We start from the raw sequence: 21,953 nt of genomic DNA, 5'->3' as shown, positions 1-21,953 counted from the left end.
TCGATCCTGCCGGGGGCGGATGAGCAGTGAATGAGCGGCGGGCCGGCCCAAGGGCGGGTCGAAGGGCGGTCCCTTCGCGGGAGCAGGGTGATCAGTGCTCCTGGACGCCGGCGCTGTCGTGGACGAACAAGGTCCGGGTGTCCGAGGAGCTGTAGCGCTCCTTGAGCTCGAACTCGTCGGCGGTACCGGCCACCGGGGCGTCCGGCGGCTCGAAGTACAGGACGTAGGTCTTGGCCGTGTCGGATTCGCTCTCGAGCTGAATCCACCCCAGATAGCCCGGTGCGGGAAACGTACCGGTGGCCTTGACCGTGACCGCGCTGGGCGAGCGGGTGACCGTGATCTGGGCCGTACCGAGCTCGAGGCGCTTGAAACCGCCCTCCTTCCAGCGCCTGAAGAGGTCGATCCACTCCTGCGGCCACGGCCCGCCGAGAGCGGTGGGCGGCATGGTCCCGCCCTCCACGCGGTCGAGGATGTGTTCGGCGTGCTCGACGACGTCGTCGTACTCCCAGAGGTTCATCGAGTGAGGGATCATGTGATCGCGGTCGGTCGCACTGAACATCGGCCGGATGTGCAGCTCGTACACAGGGGTGCGCATCAGGAATAGACCTCCATACGAACCTCTTTGAGCTCGACCTCGTCGAGCGGGGGTAGGGGGTGCGGGGGAAGGCCGGTCGGGCTGGGCGCGGGGATGAACTGCAGGGTGAACGCCAGGTCGGCGCCGTCCGCGCCCAACGAGTCCAGCGTGGACGTCACGTCGAAGCGCGCCGTGCGCGAGACGGGGTGGTGGGAGACGGGCGGACCGCCGTGGTCGTGGTCGTGGTGCATGTGCGGGTGGGCGCGCCACAGGGTCACGTAACCCGCCCCGAACCGACGGGTGAACTCACTGTCGTCGGGCTGGAACGGCAGGCCGGCGGGGTGCAGGAAACCGCGCAGCATGTAGCTCCCGGTGTTCGGCACCTTGAGCTCGTCGAGTCGCACGAGCAGTCGCTTCCCCCGGGTCTCGGGCACCGAGAACCCGAGTCGTACGACCTCCTTGTCGCGCAGCTCCGTGACGAGGTCGGCGTTCGCGTCGAGTGGTGTGAGCGGTTCGGTCGCCAGGAGCCTGAGCGGGAGCGAGGGTGGCACGGGAACGGCGAATGCCGCTTTGAGCTGTTCGGTGTACTCGTACTCGTAGTCGAGTTCCGTGGTCCTGATGAAGTGGGAGACCTTGTTCCGGGGCTGCGAGGTGAAACCTCGCAGTACGTGGTCCGGTGACGTCAGGGGCGGTGTTCCGTTGCGGTGCTGCCATTCCGCCCACATCAGGTCGATGAATGCGTGGAAGCTGAAGTAGATCGCGTCCTCGGCCGCCGTCTCGGGATTCGCCATCGCGCCGCCGATGTAAAAACTGTGCATAGTGTCGTGCGGACCGCTTTCGAGGCGTCCGGAGTCGCCGAGGAGATCGCCGCTCGGATATCCGGCGAACTCCTTCTGGTCCGTCTCCGTCGTGACGATCTGAAGCGTGTTCGGCGGCAGCGACGCGGCCGCTGAACTGCGCGGGGCCTTCAGTCCGGGCTTCTTGAAGGCGAGCGGGAACTTTTCGGGGGTCTGCACGCTGATCCAGTCCCAGTACGGAATGGTGACGTTCTGCGTGCGCGGCGGGTCGGCCGCCTGGAGCAGCTTCTCGAAGTAGTGCAGATGCGCCCGGTGCCAGGGCAGGAAGAGGTCGCTGCCGTGCTCGCAGGGTCCCGCGGAACCGTTGTGCAAAGACGCCTGGAACGCGTATCCGGCCGGATCGTCCTCGTTCACCTCCGAACGCTGCCGCAGAATGTTGAGCGCGTGAATGTAGTCGTTCAATTCCGCGTCGGTGAGCGAGTTGATGTCTTTGCGGACCTTGGGCACTTTGCCTCCCATGGGGCGCAGCTGCGGCGGCCGGCCGCCGGCCCGCCTCAGCATTCAGCATCAGGCGGGTGGGAACCTGTCGCAAACCGGCAGCGCGGCCCTCACCTCTCAGCCGGCCGCCACTCCTGGAAGGTGCGAGGGTGCGCGCGCCGCAGCAAACCGGCCATTCACCTGACCGGTTCAACCGATGTCGCAGGGCGGCCCGTCGGGCACCGCCGACGAGCCGCTACGATCACGGCATGGTTACGGCTTGGCCGCCTCGGCGCATCGACAGGACCCGCCCCGGAGCGGGTCCGTTGCTGCGCGTACTGGCCCTGGCCGTCCTTCTGTTCGGCGTCCTCATGACGCACGGCGGGCACGCGGAGAGCGCCGATGGACACCTCTCCGCCAGTGCGATGGCCCCTGCGGCACCGCCGGCCGGCGGGGTTCTTCACGCGGCCGCCGGATCCGCACCGGTCATCGCCGCCGGAACCGACGACCACCGTGGTGGACAAGCGCCGTCACATCCTGGCGAGCAGTGCCTGTCCGGGCAGCCTCAGCAGGGTTCCGGACTGGTGGCGCCCTGCTCGGCGGCGTGGGTTCGCGAATCGACCAGTGCCGATGCGTCCCCGGCGGTGCGTATGCCTGCCACAAGCCGGCCCGTCGAAGGGGCTTCACCAGCGGCCCTGATAGCAGCCTCCGTGGTGCAGCAGGTCTAGGAGCACGCGGTCCTTCATCCGGTCCGCCGGTCGTCACCGGTTCGGCCGGTACCACCCGACGAGTGCCGTAGCCCATGCTCATGATGGGTCGTCACGTTTCGTCGACCGTCCTGCCCCCACCCATGCCCGGCCTCGCTCCGTCCTGAAATTCGGGGGCGAGCCGGCCGCGCGGAGGACTTGTGCCGACTCATTCCTGCACGCCCGCACACGCCACCCGGGCCCCGTGCGGCTCATTCCGGTGGCGCCGGTTCGTCTCGGCGGCCCGCGCCACCCTGCTGATGGCGCTCATGCTGTGCGCCGTCGTTCACGGAGCGACCGAGCAGACACACAAGGCGGTGTCCTTGCCGGCCGTCTCGTCGGCGTTGACCGCCGCCGGGGACCGGCATGGACCCCACGGTCCCCTCGAGTCCGAGGACTGCGCGGCGGACGCGATCGTCCGCAACGCCTCCTCGTCGGCCGAGGACCTTCCCCTCGGCGCGATGGCCCTGGCCGTGCTCATCGTCCTCTCCGTGGTGGTGGGAAGCCCCCTCGTCCGGCTCGCGTCCCGCAGACGTCGAAGCGCACGAACCGGCCGCGTGACACTCGTCCGCACGTCTCGCTGGCGGATCTAGACCACTCGCTCGCAGCCGACCGACTCGTCGGCTGCCGCGCCCCCACGGCAGGAACGGACCCCGCGGTCCCCCTTTCCCGCCATGGGCGCGAGATGAACCCGCACCGTGCATTCATCGAGCGAGAGTGAAAACACAGACATGCAGTCATTGACCAAGGTCGCGGTCACCTCTGGCCAGGCCGCTTTGACCCGGCTGGTCGGCAGCACCCCGCTGTTGCGGGTGTCGGAGCCGCTCGCCCCGGCCGGGCGGGGCTTCTGGGCGAAGCTTGAGGGCTTCAATCCCGGCGGTATCAAGGACCGTCCGGGGCTGTACATGGTGGAGCGGGCCCGGGCCCGCGGCGAACTGCGGCCCGGCGGACGGATCATCGAGTCCACCAGCGGGACCCTGGGCCTGGGCCTGGCGCTGGCCGGGATGGTGTACGGCCACCCGGTCACCCTGGTCACCGATCCGGGCATGGAGTCGTCCATGACCCGGCTGCTGACCGCGTACGGCGCCCACGTCAACGTCGTCTCCGAGCCGCACCCCACGGGCGGCTGGCAGCAGGCCCGCCGGGCGCGCGTGCAGCGATTGCTGGAGCAGCACCCCGACTCCTGGTGCCCGGACCAGTACAACAACCCGGACAACGTCGCCGCCTACACCCCGCTGGCCCTTGAACTCGCCTCCGAGATGGGCCACATCGACGTGCTGGTGTGCAGTGTCGGCACCGGAGGCCACTCGGCCGGCGTCTCCCGAGTCCTGCGCCAGCTCTACCCGGAGGTGACCGTCGTGGGCGTGGACACGACCGGTTCCACGATCTTCGGCCAGCCGGCCCGGCCCCGCCTGATGCGCGGCCTCGGCTCCAGCATCTACCCCCGCAACGTCGCCTACGACAACTTCTCCGAGGTGCACTGGGTCGCCCCGGCAGAGTCGGTGTGGACCTGCCGTCAACTGGCCGCCTCCCACTACGCCACCGGCGGCTGGAGCGTCGGCGCGGTCGCGCTGGTGGCCGGCTGGCTGGCCCGCACGATGCCCGCCGACGCACGGATCGTCGCGATCTTCCCCGATGGCCCGCAGCGTTACCTGGGGACGGTCTACGACGACGACTACTGCGCCGCACACGGCCTCCTCGACGCCCCGCCGGCACCCGAACCCGAGCTGATCGGCCGCCTGGACGAGAAGGAGGTCACCTGCTGGACCCGGTGCACCACCGTGATCGACCCCCTCACCCTGCGCTCCGATCTCCCGGAGGAGGGCCGGTGAAGGGGCTGCTCACCCAGGTGCGTTCGTACGAACGCAGCGTCCAGCTGTTGATGGTGAACCAGTTCACCATCAACCTCGGCTTCTACATGCTGATGCCCTACCTGGCCGCCCACCTCTCCGGCACCCTCGGCCTGTCCGGCTGGATCGTCGGACTCGTCCTCGGCGTACGGAACTTCAGCCAGCAGGGCATGTTCCTGGTCGGCGGCACGCTCGCCGACCGGCTCGGCTACAAGCCGATGATCGTCGCCGGGTGCGTGCTGCGCACCCTCGGCTTCGCGACCCTCGGCCTGGTGGACTCACTGCCCGCGCTGCTCGCCGCCTCCGCGGCCACCGGGCTGGCCGGAGCGCTGTTCAACCCGGCCGTGCGGGCCTACCTCGCGGCCGACGCGGGGGAGCGCAGGGTCGAGGCGTTCGCCCTGTTCAACGTGTTCTACCAGGCCGGCATCCTGCTCGGCCCGCTGGTGGGCATGGTGCTGACCGGGGTGGACTTCCGCATCACCTGCCTGGTGGCGGCAGGGATCTTCGCCCTGCTGAGCGTCGTACAGATCCGTGCCCTGCCCGCTCGCCGGGCCGCGGACACCGACCGGCAACCGACCGACGGCGGTCCGGGTGTGCTCGCTCAGTGGCGCGGCATCCTCGCCAACCGGCCGTTCCTGCTCTTCTCGCTCGCCATGATCGGTTCGTACGTCCTGTCGTTCCAGGTCTACCTGGCGCTGCCGCTGGAGGTGCGCCGGCTCGGCGGCGACGGGGAGTTCGGGACGGCGGCGGTCGCGGTGCTGTTCGCGGTCTCCGGGCTCAGCACCATCCTCGGGCAGACACGGGTGACGGCATGGTGCAAGGCGCGGTACGCATCCGGGCAGGCGCTCGTGCGGGGGCTGGCGGTGATGGGCTCGGCTTTCGTTCCGCTGCTGTTTTCCACGGCCGTGCCCGTACCGGAGTCCCGGTTCGGCCTGTGGCTGCTCGCGGCGGTTCCGCCGACTCTCGCCGCGCTGCTCCTGGCGGTGGGCACGATGATCGCCTACCCGTTCGAGATGGACACCATCGTCCGTCTCTCGGATGACCGGCTCGTCGCCACGCACTACGGGCTCTACAACACCATCTGCGGCATAGGTATCACCGTCGGGAACCTGGCCACGGGCGCCGCGCTCGACGCGGCCCGCGCGGCCGGGATGCCCGAGCTGCCATGGATCACGCTGTGCGCACTCGGTCTGGCGTGCTCGGCCGCCCTGTACGGTCTGCACCGCACCGGCCGGCTGGCGGCGCCGCCCGCTGCCGAGCCGCTGCACGCCACCGTCTAGCTCACCGGCCTTCCGGCTCAGGGGGGCGGGGCAGTGCATGACGCCCCGCCCCCTGCTGGACGCCGCTATCTGCCGCGCCGGCCGCAGTGGCCCAGGAACATGTCGACACCGCTGGTGACAAGACGGTCCGTCAGGTCCTCGTCGATGTCAGCGCGATCGCCACCTGAAGGTCGGGGATCTCCAGGCGCCCTGCTCGGCGAGCGCGGTCAGGGCGCCGGTGACCGCGGGATGGTGGCTCTCCGTGCCCCGATTCCGCCAGGCCTCGCCAGCCCGGGGAAGCGGTGGACCTCGGCGGCGACGAGGTTGTGCAGGGCGGTGACCTCGTCGTTGATGCGCACGGCGTGAACCCGGGCGCGCGCCGCGTCGACGAGGGCGGAACGCAGCTCTTCGATCGGCGTCGCCGTCGCCTCCACCGTCGCGGCCGCCGGCTCGAGCGAGGATCGGCAGCCGGCTTCGATGACGCCTTCACGGTGTGTGCCGTGGCAGCCGGTGCCGGTGCCGGTGCCGGCGTGGCGCTGGCCTCGTACCGCGCGGCAAGCCGCAGGCGACCGGCGGACCGCACGTGCACTGAACAGGGCCGGCGGCCCGGCGCTCAGTCCCGCACCTGCTCCTTGCCCTCACGCCGGCGGTTCAGGAGAGCGCTCACCAGGATGACCACGCCGATGGCGACGACGGTGCCGGCCTGGTACAGGGCGGTCGCCACGTTGTCCGGGATGAAGGGCAGTGAGCCGAGCCCCAGGGAGGGCGCGGCGACGGCCCAGGCCGCCACCAGACCCCCGAGGACGATGAGTACGACAGCTCCTCGCGGCCCGAGGTCCGCCCACCAGGGCGCGTCGGCGCCGTACTCCTGCTTGTCGCTGGTCTCGACATCCTTGTCGGTCATGGCCTCTTCTTCCGTGCGGGGCGTGATCACCCGTACAGACGCAGGATGTGGCTCAAACGTTTCACTTCACAGCTGCGTCGTCCGTTCACAGCCGTCGCCGTCGGCCGGCGGATCCGAGCCGCACTAATCTGGGAAAACGCCACGGAAATCCTGGAAACGGACCACCCCGTCGGCAGCCGGTGACCCACGATGTGGAGGGCGGTGGCAGACGTGGGCCCTGGCTTCGGTGTGCTCGGGCCGGTGACGGCCTGGGACGCGGACGGGAACGCGATCGCCCTGAAGGGGCCAAGACACCGCTCGGTACTGGCCCGGCTCATCGTCGCGCGGGGACGCGTCGTGCCCGTCGCCCGCCTGGTCGACGACCTCTGGATGGACCCGCCCGCCGACGCCGTGGGCGCCGTGCGCACCTTCGTCGCCGCCCTGCGCCGCGCCCTCGAACCCGGCCGCCCGCCACGCACCCCGGCCCGGCTGCTGGTCACCGACGGACCGGGCTACGCCCTGCGCGCCGCCACGGACACGGTCGACGCCTGGCGGTTCGAGCGGACGGTCGCCGACGCCCCGACGCTGCCGCCCAAGGAGGCGGTCGTACGGCTGGACGAGGCGCTCGGCCGGTGGCGGGGCCCCGCCTACGCGGAGTTCGCCGAGCAGCCATGGGCCCGCGCCGAGAGCCGCCGCCTGGCCGAGCTGCGACAGCACGCCGTGGAGCTGCGCGCCGAGTCACTGCTGGCCCTCGGTCAGGCCGACCGGGCGGCCGCGGACCTCCGGGCGCACACCGCCGAACACCCCTGGCGGGAGAACGCCTGGCGCCTGCTGGCCCTCGCCCTCTACCGCACGGGCCGTCAGGCCGACGCGCTGGACGTCCTGCGCAGGGCGCGCGTGCTGCTGGCCGAGCAACTGGGCATCGATCCCGGCCCCGGCCTGCGCGCGTTGGAGGCGGACATCCTCCATCAGGCCGACCATCTGGGGCGCGCGGACAACCCCGTCGGCCGGGTCTGGGAGCGGGTCGCCGCCGCTTACGACCGCACCGTCGCCCCCGGCGCCCGCGCCCGCCTGGAGTCCACGGCCGGTCTGCTGCGCAACCTCGCCCTGACCGGCGGCAGCGGACTGCCGGCCGCCCGCGAGCACCGCGTCGCCGCGGTCGAGGCCGCCGAGGAACTGGGGGACGCCGCACTGACCGCCCGGGTCATCGGCGCCTACGACGTCCCCGCGATCTGGACCAGGCTCGACGACCCTGAACAGGCGGCGCACATCGTGGCCGCCGCCGAGCGCACCCTCACCGCCCTCCCCGCCCAAGGCCACGACGCCGACAAGGCCCGGCTGCTCGCCACCATCGCCCTGGAGTCGCGCGGCACCCGGCTCTCCCGGGGCCCTCGGGCCGCCCGCCGGGCGGAGGAGATCGCCCGCCGGCTGGACGATCCGGCGCTGCTCGCGTTCGCCCTCAACGCGTCCTTCATGCAGTGCTTCGACCGCACCGGGCTGGCGCCGCGCCGTGACGCGATCGGCGCGGAACTGGTCGCGCTCTCCGCCCGGCACGGCCTGTCCACCTTCGAGATCCTCGGCCACCTCGTGCGCCTCCAGGCCCGCAGCGCACTCGGCGACTTCACCGCGGCCGACCACCACGCGGCCGCCGCCGACGCCCTGGCCGCACGGCACGAGCACCCACTCGTGGGCGTGTTCACCGGGTGGTACGCGGCGCTGCGGCTGGACGTCACGGGCCAGGCACCCGTGCCCGAGGTGGAGGCGGCCTACCGGGACGCGGCCGCCCTGCTCGACGGGGCGGGCATGCCGGGCCTGTCCCGGGGCCTGCAGCCGCTCGCGCTGCTGTGCCTGCGTGTACGGCACGCCCTGCCGCTCGACTTCGACGAGGACACGGACTGGGGCCCGTACGCCCCCTGGGCGCACCCCCTGCTCCTCCTCGACCAAGGCCGCCGTACCGAAGCCGCCGACGCCCTGCGCGCGACACCCGAACCGCCCCGCGACCTCCTCCAGGAGGCCCTGTGGTGCCTCACCGCCCGCGCGGCCGCGGCCCTCGGCGACCGGCGGACCATGGCCCGTGCCCACGCCGCGCTCACCCCGGCGGCGGACGAACTGGCGGGAGCGGGCAGCGGGTTGCTGACCCTGGGGCCGGTCCCGGCATACCTGCACGAGCACGCTCACCGTATTACGGACCACGAACAGACGGCCGACCGGTCGGCTCACCGATGAACCGATGAACGAGACTCGTCGTCGTACAGGTGAATGATCGACAACGCTCGTGCCGGGTACCCGCCGTCGGCAGAGCGCGCCCGCGTGCCCCTCGCCGCGTGCGACGAGGAAGGAAGCACATGCCGACTCCGGGGCCCCGTACCGCCGTCACGCTCGTCGACGTACTGCTGCACGCCGCCGAGGAGACCCCCGGTCAGGTCGTCGTCCACGTCCGCGGAGACGGCGCCGAACACGCGGTGACCTTCGCCGAGCTCCGCGACGACGCACTGCGGGTGGCCGGCGGTCTGCGCGCGGCGGGACTCGAACCCGGCACCCCCGTCCCTCTCCTCGCGGCTCTCGGCGAGGACTTCCAGCCGATGTTCTGGGGAGCGCTGACGGCCGGACTCGTACCCGTGCCGCTCGCCGCGGAGGCGCGACGGGTGGGACCGGTCTGGGAGTTCCTCGGCAGGCCCCCCGTCCTGGTGGACGACACCACCGAGGAACTGCTCGCCGAGCTCCCCGGCCCGGTGCGCGCCCTGCGACTGGACACGCTGCGCGAGGGCCGCCCGCCCGGCACGCTGCCCCGCCGAAGCCCACAGGACCTCGCGTTCCTGCAGTTCTCCTCGGGCAGCACGGGCGCACCCAAGGGCGTGGAACTCACCCACGAGGCCGTCCTCGCCAACCTCCGCCAGATCCGCACCGCCATGGCGATCACCCCCGACGACGTCGTGGCCGGCTGGATGCCGTACTTCCACGACATGGGTCTGATAGGCACCCACCTCGTCCCCATGGCGGCGGGGCTGAAGCAGATACGGCTCGAACCCCTGACCTTCGCCAAGCGCCCCGCGCTGTGGCTGGAATCGGTGGCACGGCACCGGGCGACCCTGCTGTCGGCGGCGAACTTCGCGCTGGCGCTCGCGGTGCGGCGGGTGCCGGAGAGCACCTGGGCCGCACTGGACCTGAGCTCCGTGCGCCTGATGCTGGTGGGTGCCGAGCCGATCGCACCGCGCGTGTGGCGGGAGTTCACCGCCAAGGCGGAGCCGGCCGGGCTGGATGCCACGGCCATGCTCCCCGTGTACGGGCTGGCCGAGGCCACGCTCGCCGTGACGGTGCCCCCGCTCGGGGAGGTCGCCGCGCCCCTGCGGCTGGACCGGAAGGCGCTCGGCCGAGGTCGGGCGGTCCCCGCGGACCCCGGCCCGGACGCCGTCGAGTTCATGGACGTGGGCCGACCCGTGCCGGACTGCGAGATCCGGGTCGTCGACGACTCCGGCAGGCCGCTCGGCGACCGGAGGGTCGGCCACATCGAGGTCCGCGGCCCCCAGCTGGCCCGCGGCTACCACCGCACTCCCGAGGTCACCGCGTCCGCGTTCGCCGAAGGCCGGCTGCGCACCGGCGACCTGGGCTTCCTGAGCGAAGGCCGGCTCTGTGTCACCGGTCGGCACAAGGACGTCGTGTTCGTCGGCGGACGTACCTTCCATGCCCCCGATCTGGAGGAGACCGCGGCCGCCACGCCGGGTCTGCCCCAGGGGACGGTGGCGGCGATCGGGTCCCCCGACCCGGACACCGGGGGCGACCGGGTGGTGGTCTTCGTGCAGTGGGCAAGGCCCGCCCTGGCCACGGCACTTCCGGTGCTGGACGCGGCGGCGGCCCGGGTCCGCGAGGCGCTGGGCCACGACGACGTACGGGTGCTGCCCCTGCCGCCGGGGGCGTTTCCCCGGACGACCAGCGGCAAGCTGCGGCGCGCGCTGATGCGGGACCGGTTCGAGGCGGGCGCCTATGCGGCGGTCGAGGAACGGGTCGCGACCGCGCGGGCCGAGAGCTCGACCGCCCGGCAGGAGCAGCCCGGTCCCCACAGGGCCGGGCCACCGCGTTCGCGGCGTGACGTCGAGGAAGCGGTGCGGGCGATCTGGGCCCAGGTGCTGGAGCTCTCGACCGCCGACATCGACAGGGACGACCGCTTCTTCGCCCTAGGGGGCTCCTCGCTCAAGGCGATGGCCGTGCTCGCCGAGATCGAGGACACCTTCTCCGTCACGGTGGAACCCCGTGTCCTGCGCGACCATGACACCGTGGCCGCACTGGCCGGGCATGTGCTGGCCCTGCTCGGAGATGTTGACGGTGCGTCAGGCGCTGCCGAGGTGCGCGCCTCCGCACCGCCCCACCCAGACGTGGCGAACCGACCGCTGGCCGTACTCGGCATGGCCTGCCGTTTCCCGGGCGCGCCGACGCCCGAGGCCTTCTGGGACCTGCTCGTCTCCGGCCGCGACACGCTGACGTCCGTCCCCGACGGCCGTTGGGAGGACGCCCCCGGCTTCCACGGCTCCTTCCTCCCCGATCCCGCGGACTTCGACGCCGCCCGCTTCGGCATGGACGACGAGGAGGCCCGCGCCACCGACCCCCAGGCGCGGATCTTCCTGGAGCTGGCCCACGAGGCGCTGGAACGTGCCGGGTACGCGGGAGCGCGCCGCCACGGCCGCCGGGTGGGCGTGTTCGCCGCCGTCGGCGACAGCGGCTACCGCGAGATCCTGGCCTCCGCCGCCGACGGCGACCTGGCCGCACATCCCGGCGCCCTCACCGGCAACCTGCCCAACCTGATCGCCGCCCGTCTCTCCCAGGCACTCGACCTCGACGGCCCCGCCCTGGCCGTGGACACCGCCTGCTCCTCGGCGCTCGTGGCGCTCCACCTGGCCCGGCGCAGCCTGCAGAGCGGCGAGTGCGATGTCGCCGTGGTCGGCGGCGTCCAGCTCGCCCTCACCCCGACCGGCCACCGGCTGCTCGCCCGCGCGGGCGCCCTGTCCCCGACGGGCGGCAGCCGGCCCTTCGGTGCCACCGCCGACGGAATCGTGCCCGGCGAGGGCGGAGCGGCCCTCGTCCTCGTCCGCACGGACGACGCCCTGCGGGACGGCGACCCCGTGCTGGCCCTGGTCCGGGGCACGGCCGTCAACAACGACGGCCGGTCGCTGAGCCTGCTCGCCCCCAACCCGCGCACCCAGCGCGAGGTCATCACCCAGGCTTACGACGAGTGCGGCATCGACCTCGACGCGGTGTCGTACATCGAGGCGCACGGCACCGGCACTCCGGTCGGCGACCCCGTCGAGGCGCAGTCGCTCGGCCACGCCTTCCCGCCCCGCACCGACGGGCTGCCGCGCCTGCTCGGCTCGGTCAAGGCGAACATCGGGCACCTGCTGAACGCCGCCGGAATGCCGGGCCTGGTCAAGACGGTCCTGGCGCTCCAGCACCGGCAGGTCCCGCCGTCCCCGAACACCACCCCGCCCGCCCCCTACCTGGAACGTGTCGCCCCCGGCTTCCGGCTCGTCACCGAGCAGCGGGAATGGCGGGTCCCCGGGCCGCTGATCGCGGGCGTCAACGCCTTCGGCTTCGGCGGCACGAACGCACACGCCGTCCTGGAGGAGGCGCCCGGACGGACGGCCTCGCCGGCGCCCGCCGTCGACGGCCCGCACCTCCTCACGCTGTCGGCCCACAGCCCCGACGCCCTGCGGGAGGCCGCCGCCGACCTGGCCGCGCATGTCCGTACGCACCCGGAACTGCGGGAAGCGGACGTCTGCGCCACCGTCAACACTGCCCGCGACGACGGTCCCCACCGTCTCCTCGTGGTCGCCGACGGCGATCTCGCGGACGGTCTCGACGCCGCCCGCGCCAAGGACTTCACGGTCGCTCGTTCCCGGCCCCGGACGGTGTTCCTGCTGCCGGGCCAGGGAGCCCAGCGCCCCGGCCAGGGCAGCGCGCTGTACCGGTCGGCGCCGGTGTTCCGGGAGGTCCTCGACGAGGCGTCCTCGCTGACGGGTCCCGTGCTCGGGCACTCGCTCGCCGAGTGGTGCCTCGATCCCCGTATGGATGCCGGGGAGTTGGCCAGGACGGAGGTGGCCCAGCCGCTGCTCGTGGCGTTCGGGGTGGGTCTGGCCCGGCAGTTGGCGGAGTGGGGCATGTCCGCCGATGCCGTCGCCGGGCACAGTGTGGGCGAGATCGCGGCGGCGTGTGTCGCGGGTTCGCTGAGCCTGGCCGAGGCGGTCGGGTTCGCCGCGGAGCGCGGGCGGTTGGTGGGTGAACTGGCCCTTCCCGGAGCCATGGCCGCGGTGAGGGGCGACGAGGACACCGTCGTCGATTTCGTCGGCCCGGTCGGCGTCGCCGCCGTCAACGGGCCCGGGCAGGTGGTGATCTCGGGTGCCGAGGACGCCGTGGACCGAGCCATCGCGGAGCTGACGAGGCGGGGCGTGGCCACGCGCAGGCTCCGTGTCTCCCACGCCTTCCACTCACCGCTGCTGGAGCCGGTCCTCGATCCGCTGCGGGATGCCGCGAAGGCACTGACGGTCAAGCCGGCGGACGTACCGATGCTCAGCACGGTCACCGGGGAGTGGCAGCCCGGTCTCACGCCCGCCTACTGGCAGGGGCATGCGGTCCAGCCGGTGCGGTTCGGGGCCGCGGTGGCGCGGCTTCTGGACGAGGGCTACGACACCTTCCTCGAACTTGGCCCCGGGAACACCCTGGGCGGGGCGGTCCGTTCCGTCGTCGTGGCGCGGGACGCCTCGGACGTGGCGGTGCTTTCGACGGGAGCCTCGGCGGGGGCGGCCCGTGACGCGGACGGGAGCGGCGCGCGAGCGCTGCTGGAGACGGCAGGCCGGCTCTGGGCCCGCGGTGCGTCCCTGGACCGGACGACCCCGGCCGCCGGGCGGCCGAGGGTGCCGGTACCGACGTACCCCTTCCAGCGCACCCGTCACTGGCCGCGCAGGCCCGCCCCGGCGTCCATGGTGCGGCGCCTCGACTGGCGGGACGCACCGCTGAGGTTCGCCACCGGGCCCCGAGTGGTACGGCTGCTCGGCGGCGACCGGGCGCTCGGCCGGGCGCTGACCGAGCGGCTCCTCGGCCGCGGGGTGACGGTGCTGGGCGACGACGCAGCGGTCGGGACGCCGGCGGACACCGTGGTGTGGCTGGGCGAAGAGGAGGCCGCGCGGGACGGCAGCCCGCAGGGCCTCGACGCCGCCACCAAGGCAGCCGTCACCTCACTGCGCCACGCCCTCGACCTGCTGCGCGACTGCTCACGCCTCCTCGTGGTCACCGAGGACGCCTACGTCACCGGCACTTCGGACACGGAAGAGCCGAACCCGGCGCAGGCCCTCCTGCACGGCTTCGCGCTGGCACTCCCGGACGAGCACCCGGGGCTCGCGGTACAGGGCGTCGACCTGTCCTGCGGCGACCCGCTCGCCGCCCGGGTCGACGCCCTGGTACGGGAGTTGGGCTCGGCCCGGGAGCCGGGCGCCGAGGGCGCGGTCGCATGGCGCTCCGGGCGCCGGCTCGGCCGTACGCCTGCCGACGTGGCGGAGACCGAGGCTCCCGCAGCGCCCGGGCAACTGCCGCCGGACGGCACCTTTCTGATCACCGGGGGCGCCGGAGGGCTCGGTTCTGCGCTCGCGCGTGACTTGGCGGGGCGCGGCGCCTGCGAGCTGATCCTCACGGGACGTTCCGGGAACGTGCCCGACGCACTGCTCGCCGAACTCCGGGCCCAGGGCGCGCGGGCCCGGTACCACGCGGCCGACGTGGCGGACGAGGCCGCCGTCGACGCCCTGTTCGCCGTACTGCCCCCGCTGGACGGGGTCTTCCACGCCGCGGGAACGGTCCGACCGGGCACCCTGCGCGCCAAGACCGACGACGAGATCGGGCAGGTGCTCGCCGCGAAGGTACGCGGCACGGCCCTGCTGGCCGAGGCGCTGCGCCGACACGGCCAGGAACCGGCCGTATGCGTCGCCTTCTCCTCCGTCTCCTCGGTCCTGCCCGGACTGGCGGGCGCGCTCGGCGACTACGCGGCGGCCAACGCCTTCCTGGACGCCTTCGCCGCCGCCGAGCGCGCGGCGGGCCGGCCCTGGCAGGCGATCGGCTTCGGGCCCGTCGCCGACACGGGCCTGGCCGCCGGGTATGCCGACGCGGGCCTGGCCGCCGGATCGTCGGCCGAGGCACGCCTGCGCGCTCGCGGTCTGAGCCCCATGAGCACGCGGGCCGCTGTCACGGCCCTGCGGAAGGCGGTCGCCGCCGATGCCGCGCACGTGCTCGTGACTTCCACGAAGGCGTCGGCACAGACCGCCGCCACCGAAGGCGTGCACCTCCCGGTGCCCTCCGCGCCCGCTGAGATCGTCGCCGCCGCGGAACGCCCGGCCACCACGATCGCCACGTCACTCGGCGAACCCGCCCGCATCACGGCCCTGATTCGCCGCCTCCTGGCCGAGGCCCTCCACCGCGCCCCCGAGGACATAGGCGCGGACGAGCAGTTCCTCAGCCTCGGCCTGGACTCGCTCACCGCCGTCGACCTCGCACGCCGCCTGGAGGCGGAACTCGGGCTGCCCCTGCCCGCCACGCTGCTCTTCGAGCACCGGACGGTCGGCGAACTGACCGCGCACCTCAGCACACGGCGGCCGGAAGCCCCCGCCGTGCCCGCGCCCGTGAGCCGCCCGCAGGCGAACACCCCGACCCCCCTCACCCCGCTGCAACTCGCCTTCCTCACCACCGAGGCGCTCTACGAAGGCGTCACCGCCTACGGCTACATCCGCCAGACCGTCCGCGGCCCCCTCGACCCCGACCTCCTCGGCCAGGCCTTCGCCCACCTCGCCGCACGGCACCCCATGCTGCGGCTGCGCATCACCGAGGGCGGCACGCCGCCGCGCCAGTACACCGAGCCCGCCGAGCCCACCGACCGCGCTCCCCGTTGGTACGAAGTGCACGAGCCGGATGCCGCCATCGCAGTCCACGATCTCGAACGGCGGCTGTACAACCGCCCGTTCGACCTGACCGCCGAAGCCCCGGCCCGCGCCGTGCTGGTGCGCGACCGCGACCGCGACCACGCCCACCTGCTGCTCGTCGTCCACCACAGCGCGGCGGACGGCTTCAGTCTCAAGGTCCTGTGCGAGGAACTCTGGTCCCTGTACAGCGCGCTCGCCCACGCCCGCCCCCTCGAACTCCCGTCTCCACGCGCCGAGTTCACCGACTATGCGACCCGCGTGACCGCCGACCGCGAGTCCGCGTCGTTCACCCGGGACCAGCGGTACTGGCGAGACCGCGTCGCCGCGCACACGGCGGCGGCCACGACCCCGGCCCTGCCGTACGACGGCGACCCGGCAGCCCTGCCGGCGCCGCCGCTCACCCATCACCAGTCGACCGTCGACGCCTCGCTCACGGCCGCACTGCGGGAGACGGCGGCCCGCCACGAAGTCTCCCTCTTCCATCTGCTCCTCGCGGTGTACGGCCGCTGCCTGGCCCGCTGGGGCGGACAGCGGGCCGTCGGCGTGAACGTGGCACGTGCCCGGCGGGAAGCGCCGCTGCCCGGGATCGAGCGCCTCGTGGGGCCGCTCGCCGACACGCTCCCGGTGTTCGTCACCGTCGACGCGGACGAGCCCGTGACCGCGCTGGCCCAGCGGCTGCGGCACATCTGGCGCGAGGCGGAGGCCCACGGGACGCTCGCCAGCCCCGACATCGCCGCGCTGCTGCCCGCCACCGGCCCCGCTCCCCGTACGGTCGCCCCGGCCGGGTTCAGCTTCGCCCGCTTCCCCGTGAGCCACGGCCGCGACTGGCCGGTCACCGTGACGCCTACGGCGGCGGCCACCGCTTCCGCGGCGACCAGGCTCGGACTGCTGTGCTGGGAATCGGACGAGTCGCTGCACTTCTCCTGGAACCACCCCGCGCAGCTCTTCCGCCCTGCCACCGTCGAGCGCCTGGCGGGGGAGTACGTGCGGGAACTGCGCGCCGCCACCGAGCAGTCCGCCCCCGCCCGCAGTCACGACGGCGACGAGGGGATCGCCGACCGTCTGTGGGCCCGGTTCCGGGCGACACCGACGGCCGTCGCCGTGAATACCGGCAGCGCCACGCTCACCTACGCCGAACTCGACGCCGCCTCCGCCTCCCTCGCGACCCGGCTGCGCGCGAACGGCGTACGCCCCGGCGATCTCGTCGGCCTGCTCACCGAACCCGGTCCGGACACCGTCGTGGGCGTGGTGGGCATCCTCCGGGCGGGCGCGGGCTGGGTGCCCCTGGACGCGGCCCATCCCGTGGCCCGGCTGCGGGATCAGGTGACACGCACCGGCGTCGGCGCGGTGGTCTGCCACGCCGAGACGCGCGAGACCGCCGACGCCCTGGACGGCGTCACACCGATCACCGCCGACGTCCGGGCCCCGGCCGTGCGGAACCCGATCGAGCCGCCGCCCGCCGACCCGGACGCGATCGCCTACGTGATCTTCACGTCGGGTTCCACCGGGCGCCCCAAGGCGGTCCCCATCACCCACCGGTCCATGCTGAACTACCTCGACTGGTCACTGACCACCTTCGGCTACGGCCCCGGCGACCACCTCGTGCAGACCGCGTCCGTCTGCTTCGACGCCTCCGTACGCCAGTTGCTGGCACCGCTGCTGGCCGGCGCGACCGTCCACACCCTCACCCGGGACCTTCTGCGCGATCCCGAGGCGCTCCTGGACCGTCTCGTCGACGACCGGATCACGGTGTGGAGTTCGGTGCCGACGCTGTGGGAGCGGCTGCTGACCGCCGCCGAGACCCGGGCGAGGCAGAACGGCACCGCTCCGGACCTGTCAGCACTGCGCTGGGTGCACGTCGGCGGCGAGGCACTGCCCGCCGCGCACGTACGCCGGTGGTTCGACCTGCTGGACGTGCGCGGAGGAGCGGAGCACAGGATCTCCAATCTGTACGGGCCCACCGAGGCCACCATCAACGCCACCTGCCACATCATCGACACCCGCCCGGCCGACGACGTACGGCAGTTGCCCATCGGCCGCCCCGTGGCCGGCACCGAACTGGCCGTCGTCGCCGAGGACGGACGCCTGTGCGCTCCCGGCGAGGCCGGTGAACTGCTGATCGCAGGAACGGGCCTGACGCCGGGTTACCTGGGCGACCCGCAGCTCACCGCGGGGGCCTTCGTCGAGCGCGACGGCCGCCGCTGGTACCGCAGCGGTGACCGGGTCAGTCAAGGCCCGGACGGCGTAATGGAGTTCCTCGGCCGCCGCGACGACCAGGTCAAGGTCCGCGGGCACCGAGTGGAGCTCGGCGAGGTCGAGGCCGCGTTGCTCGCCCACCCCGACGTCGCGCGTGCCGCCGTACTCCTCGCCGACGGACGGCTGGTGGCGTACCTCGAGTCCCGGTCCGGAGCGGCCGAGCCCGACACCCGCGAGGTGCGGACCTTCCTGTCCCGTGTGCTGCCGTCGTACATGCTTCCCGGACGCATCCGCACGCTGCCCGCGATGCCCCTGACCGGCACCGGCAAGATCGACCGGAACCGGCTGGCCCCCGAGAGCGAGGCGACCGACGAGCCCGCGCTCCCGGAGCTCCCGACCGGTGGGCAGCGAACCCCGCCCGCCACTCCGACCGAGCACACCGTGGCGCGCATCCTGTCGGCCCTGCTCGACGCACCGGACGTCTCCCGCGAGGACGACTTCTTCGAACTCGGCGGCGACTCCATCATGGTGCTGGAATTCTTCGCCCGGCTGCGCGAGGAACTGCCCGCGGTGCCCCGCCCGACGACCGTCTACACCCACCGCACGGTGAGCGCCCTCGCGGCAGCGCTCGACCGGGTCGCCACCGAAGCGTCGGCACCCCGCCCGACCCCGCCGGATGCCGTCCCCGCGCAGCCCGCCGTAGGCCCCTACCCCCTCACTCCCTCCCAACGGGGCTTCCTGCTCGCCGACACCATCAATTCCGACGCGGGCTCCGGTTGGCTGGCCCGGTTCCGGCTGAGCGGACCGCTGCGCCTAGACGTCCTCCAGCGCGCGGTGGACGTTCTGGTGGCCCGTCATCCGATGCTGCGCACCCTCTTCCCGGCGGGCGCCCGTCCGCCCGTGCAGCAGGAGCTGCCGCACTCGCTGCGCCTTCCGGTCGAGTCGGAGACCCTCGCGCACCCCGACCTGCTGGAGCAGCGGATCGCCGAGGAGGCCCGGCGCCGACTGGAGCCGTGGGCCTGGCCGTTGCTCCGGCTGCGGCTGTTCACCGTGGCACCCACCGAGCACGTCCTCCTCGTCCACGCCCACCACCTCATCGGCGACGGCTACAGTGCCGCCCTTCTCACCAGGGAACTCCTCACCGCCTACGACCGGCTCGACCGAGGCCTGCCGCACGGACTCCCGCCGCTCGACGGCACCTTCCGCGACCACGTGACCCAGTCGGCCGTACGGCCCCGCCCGCAGGGACCCGAGGCGGAGCAATACCGCGCCCGTCTCCGCGCGCCCTACACCCCGCCCGTGCTGCGCCGGCCGACCGCCGAGGACGCCGACACGCAACCGGCGTTCCACACCACGGGATTCACCCTGGACGCGGCCACCACCGGCGGGTTGCGCCGTCTCGCCCGAGCGGCACACCGCACCCTGTACGTGCCGCTGCTCACCGCCTACTACCGCGCGCTCGCCGACCTCACCGGCCGGCGCGACCTGATGCTCGGGCTCGCAGTCACCGGACGCGAGGAGTCCACCGCGGACGCGCACCGGGTGTTCGGCCCGTTCGCGGAGGCGGTGGCCCTGCGCCCAGCGCCGCCCGCCGGGGAAGCGACAGAGGAGCGAACCGCCGCCTTCGACGACGACTTGCGGCGTGTGGCCATCGAGGCGGATCTGGCCCGGGCCGAGGGCCCCGGCGAAACGCGCACGGCGGCAGGACTGCCGCACCACGCCCAGTTCTTCTTCACCTTCCTCGACTTCACGTCTCTGGGGTCCGAGTCGGGCGGCGGCCTGTCCCTGCACGCGGACGAGTCCGACACCTCCCTGGCCCCACCGCCGGTCGGCACCGATGTGTTCCTGGCCGTGCGGCCGGTGGCGGACGGCGAAGGCCTGCGGGTCACCGCGCGGGCCTCGGCGGCCGCCCTCACATTCGGTGAAGTGACCGGGTTCGCCCGGGAGATGGAGAGGCAGCTGCTCGAAGCCGTTCGCGGCACCGGCGGCCGCCGGCGACCCAGGCTGGACGCCGCGCTCGTCGGATACCTGCCGGCCCCGCACCACCTCGCCGCGCTCGCCGGGCTTCCGCACGACACCCCCGGCCTCGGTCGTGAGGAGGTCCGCGCTCTCCTCTTCCCGGACGGTCGTGCCCGTCTCCTGGAGGAGACCGCGACCCCGCTGGGGAACTCCGGCTTCGTCGCCCTGCCGCTCTTCGCCGACGAGCTGGCCCCGGCGGGCGATCTGGCGGCCCGCACCGCCCGCGCCGTCGAGCATGCCGCCTCACTCGGCGCACGCCGTGTCTCGCTCGCGGGCATGATCCCGTCGCTCACCGGCTACGGCTACGACGTCCTGCGGGAGACCACGACCGAGGCGGCGATCACCACCGGACACGCGACCACGACCGTCGCCGTGGTGAAGACCGTCCAGGCCGCGCTCGCGGCGACCGGCCGCCGATTCGACGAGCTGTCGCTCGCCGTCGTCGGCTGTGGCTCGATCGGGACCTCGTCCCTACGACTTCTGCTGGCGACGGCCTCACGCCCACCGGCCCGGCTCCTGCTGTGCGACGTGCCCGGCAGTACCGCGCGGCTCGAACAGCTGGCGGCGGAGCTGTCGTCCGAGCGCCCTCGGATGCCGGTCCAGGTCGTCGAATCGGGGCGGACGCTGCCCCCGGCGGTCTACGCGGCCGATGTGATCGTCACCGCCGTCAGCGGCGCGAGCAACATCCTCGACGTCGCTCGCCTGCGTCCCGGCACGATCGTCGTCGACGACTCCTTCCCGCACTGCTTCGACACCGCGAGCGCGCTGGACCGGATGAGCCGGGACCAGGACGTCCTGGTCGTCGGGGGCGGGCTGCTGGCCGTGGGGGGCACGCGGACACGGCTCAGCGAGGACCTGCCGACCGTGGCGAGCGCGGGCTTCGCCATGCGGCCCGGAATTCCGGGCACCCTGGCCTCCTGCCGACTGGAGTCACTGCTGCACGCCCACCTCGCCGAACCCTGCCGTACTCCGGGCGAACTGCCCCTGATCCACGGCCTGGTGGACCTGCCCCGTGCCCTCGCCCACTGGGACGCGGCCGAGGCGGCCGGAATACGGCCCGCCCCGCTGCATCTGCTGGACCGTGTCGTCGCCGGGGACGGACGACTGCCGCTCAGGCCCCCGGGCGCCAGCCCAGTGCCGGACCCAGCCGGGTCGCGACATCGGTGAGGATCTGCACGTAGTCCTCGTGCTCGAAGGCGAACGGCAGCGCGAACGCCACCTCGTCCACCTCGCGGAACGCGGCGTGGGCGTGGAGGCGTTCGGCGATCTCCGCCGAGGTGCCGACGAGGTCCGGCGCGAACAGCAGCCGCGCCGGACCCTGCGGTGAGGTGGTGCGTGGGGTGCGCTTGGCGACGTACTCCTCGTACTTCGCACCCTGTTCGGGTGTCGCGGAGTCGGTGGGGATCACGACGAGGCCCTGGGAGACTCGGGCCTGCTCGCCGTCGGGGTGGTGGGCGCGGAAGGCTCGGATGTGGGAGAGCTGGATCTGGGCGAAGTCCGGTGCCCCGGCCGCGTCCTCGGGCCCCGGCGCCTTGACGACGCTGCTGGTCAGGAAGTTCATGCCGTGCTCGCCGGCCCACTGGGCCGAACTCAGGCTGCCGCCTCCGTACCACATACGGCTGCCCAGGCCGGGTGCCTGCGGCTGCACCCGGTCCGCGAAGACTTCGAAGCCCTCCGTGCCGCTGAAATCCGTGGCCGGCTTGCCCCGCACGAAGTCCAGCAGCCGCCGTACCCGTTCGTACCCGAAGTCCTCGCCGTCGGCCGTGTCCGGGTAGAGGGCCTCCTTGATCCGGTCGAAGTGCATCGGTGGGCCGACGCTCACACCCGGATTGAGGCGGCCGCCGGAGAGCAGGTCGACCGTCGCCAGGTCCTCCGCCAGCCGCAGCGGGTTCTCCCAGCCGAGCGGGATGACCGCGGTGCCCAGCTCGATACGGCTGGTGCGCTGAGAGGCTGCGGCCAGTACGGCGACGGGGGAGGAGATGCCGTACTGCAGATGGCGGTGGCGGACCCACGCGCTGTCGAAGCCGAGCCGTTCGCCCAGCTCGATGATCTCCAGCGTGGACTCATGGCCCCGGCGCGGATCCGCCTCGTCGAAGAGCCCGATGGTGAGGAAGCCCAGCTTGCGCAGCGGGCGTGAGGTCGGCGGCATGGGCTCCTCCATCATTGAACCTTCAATGGGACTGCTCAGATGCCAACTCGATCAC

10 protein-coding genes are annotated in these 21,953 nt (G+C 73.1%); 5 read left to right on the top strand and 5 right to left on the bottom strand.

From position 1 onward, the window contains the following. Positions 1-91 precede the first annotated feature (91 nt). On the bottom strand, positions 92-595 hold the full coding sequence (locus ACFQ6S_RS08630; RefSeq protein WP_383405174.1) for a hypothetical protein: 504 nt from the start codon (positions 593-595) through the stop codon (positions 92-94). Beyond that, complete coding sequence (locus ACFQ6S_RS08625; RefSeq protein ID WP_383405172.1) at positions 595-1,890, bottom strand: tyrosinase family protein; 1,296 nt, start codon at positions 1,888-1,890, stop codon at positions 595-597. Before ACFQ6S_RS08625 ends, ACFQ6S_RS08630 begins: the two co-directional genes overlap by 1 nt. Positions 1,891-2,755: 865 nt before the next feature. Here ACFQ6S_RS08625 and ACFQ6S_RS08620 point away from each other — a divergent pair. The 3 genes from ACFQ6S_RS08620 to ACFQ6S_RS08610 all read left to right on the top strand — a co-directional run bounded on the left by ACFQ6S_RS08620 (position 2,756) and on the right by ACFQ6S_RS08610 (position 5,724). Beyond that, a complete protein-coding gene (locus tag ACFQ6S_RS08620; RefSeq protein ID WP_383405170.1) occupies positions 2,756-3,187 on the top strand; it encodes a hypothetical protein in 432 nt (143 codons plus the stop codon). A gap of 138 nt (positions 3,188-3,325) precedes the next feature. Beyond that, on the top strand, positions 3,326-4,426 hold the full coding sequence (locus ACFQ6S_RS08615; RefSeq protein WP_383405168.1) for a PLP-dependent cysteine synthase family protein: 1,101 nt from the start codon (positions 3,326-3,328) through the stop codon (positions 4,424-4,426). Further along, positions 4,423-5,724, top strand: a complete 1,302-nt coding sequence (locus tag ACFQ6S_RS08610; RefSeq protein WP_383405166.1) for an MFS transporter — start codon at positions 4,423-4,425, stop codon at positions 5,722-5,724. Before ACFQ6S_RS08615 ends, ACFQ6S_RS08610 begins: the two co-directional genes overlap by 4 nt. 206 nt (positions 5,725-5,930) lie before the next feature. On the opposite strand, the gene ACFQ6S_RS08605 is transcribed toward ACFQ6S_RS08610, so the two are convergent. Both ACFQ6S_RS08605 and ACFQ6S_RS08600 read right to left on the bottom strand, forming a co-directional pair. Beyond that, complete coding sequence (locus tag ACFQ6S_RS08605) at positions 5,931-6,137, bottom strand: hypothetical protein (protein ID WP_383405164.1); 207 nt, start codon at positions 6,135-6,137, stop codon at positions 5,931-5,933. Positions 6,138-6,316: 179 nt separating this feature from the next. After that, entirely contained in the window at positions 6,317-6,607 is a 291-nt protein-coding gene (locus ACFQ6S_RS08600; protein ID WP_383405162.1) for a hypothetical protein, read from the bottom strand. 210 nt (positions 6,608-6,817) lie between these two features. Between ACFQ6S_RS08600 and ACFQ6S_RS08595 the strand changes: the two genes are divergently transcribed. Both ACFQ6S_RS08595 and ACFQ6S_RS08590 read left to right on the top strand, forming a co-directional pair. Next, positions 6,818-8,812 (top strand): BTAD domain-containing putative transcriptional regulator, encoded by a 1,995-nt coding sequence (locus ACFQ6S_RS08595; protein WP_383406495.1) that lies wholly within the window; start codon positions 6,818-6,820, stop codon positions 8,810-8,812. 119 nt (positions 8,813-8,931) lie between these two features. After that, the gene (locus tag ACFQ6S_RS08590) at positions 8,932-20,916 is read left to right on the top strand and encodes an amino acid adenylation domain-containing protein (protein ID WP_383405160.1); all 11,985 of its coding nucleotides are present in this window, start codon (positions 8,932-8,934) and stop codon (positions 20,914-20,916) included. On the opposite strand, the gene ACFQ6S_RS08585 is transcribed toward ACFQ6S_RS08590, so the two are convergent. Then, positions 20,861-21,898 (bottom strand): LLM class flavin-dependent oxidoreductase, encoded by a 1,038-nt coding sequence (locus tag ACFQ6S_RS08585; RefSeq protein WP_383405158.1) that lies wholly within the window; start codon positions 21,896-21,898, stop codon positions 20,861-20,863. The two genes, ACFQ6S_RS08590 and ACFQ6S_RS08585, sit on opposite strands and share 56 nt — an antisense overlap. Positions 21,899-21,953: the final 55 nt, after the last annotated feature.

This window comes from Streptomyces sp. NPDC056479 (assembly GCF_042795335.1).
Lineage (GTDB): Bacteria > Actinomycetota > Actinomycetes > Streptomycetales > Streptomycetaceae > Streptomyces.
Note: the sequence above shows the minus strand (reverse complement) of the source record. Positions and strands in the feature narration are given on the sequence as shown.

Coding starts and splice junctions, on each gene's coding strand:
- ACFQ6S_RS08630 (WP_383405174.1), bottom strand. CDS start 595: ATGCGCACCCCTGTGTACGAGCTGCACATCCGGCCGATGTTCAGTGCG.
- ACFQ6S_RS08625 (WP_383405172.1), bottom strand. CDS start 1,890: ATGGGAGGCAAAGTGCCCAAGGTCCGCAAAGACATCAACTCGCTCACC.
- ACFQ6S_RS08615 (WP_383405168.1), top strand. CDS start 3,326: ATGCAGTCATTGACCAAGGTCGCGGTCACCTCTGGCCAGGCCGCTTTG.
- ACFQ6S_RS08600 (WP_383405162.1), bottom strand. CDS start 6,607: ATGACCGACAAGGATGTCGAGACCAGCGACAAGCAGGAGTACGGCGCC.
- ACFQ6S_RS08590 (WP_383405160.1), top strand. CDS start 8,932: ATGCCGACTCCGGGGCCCCGTACCGCCGTCACGCTCGTCGACGTACTG.
- ACFQ6S_RS08585 (WP_383405158.1), bottom strand. CDS start 21,898: ATGCCGCCGACCTCACGCCCGCTGCGCAAGCTGGGCTTCCTCACCATC.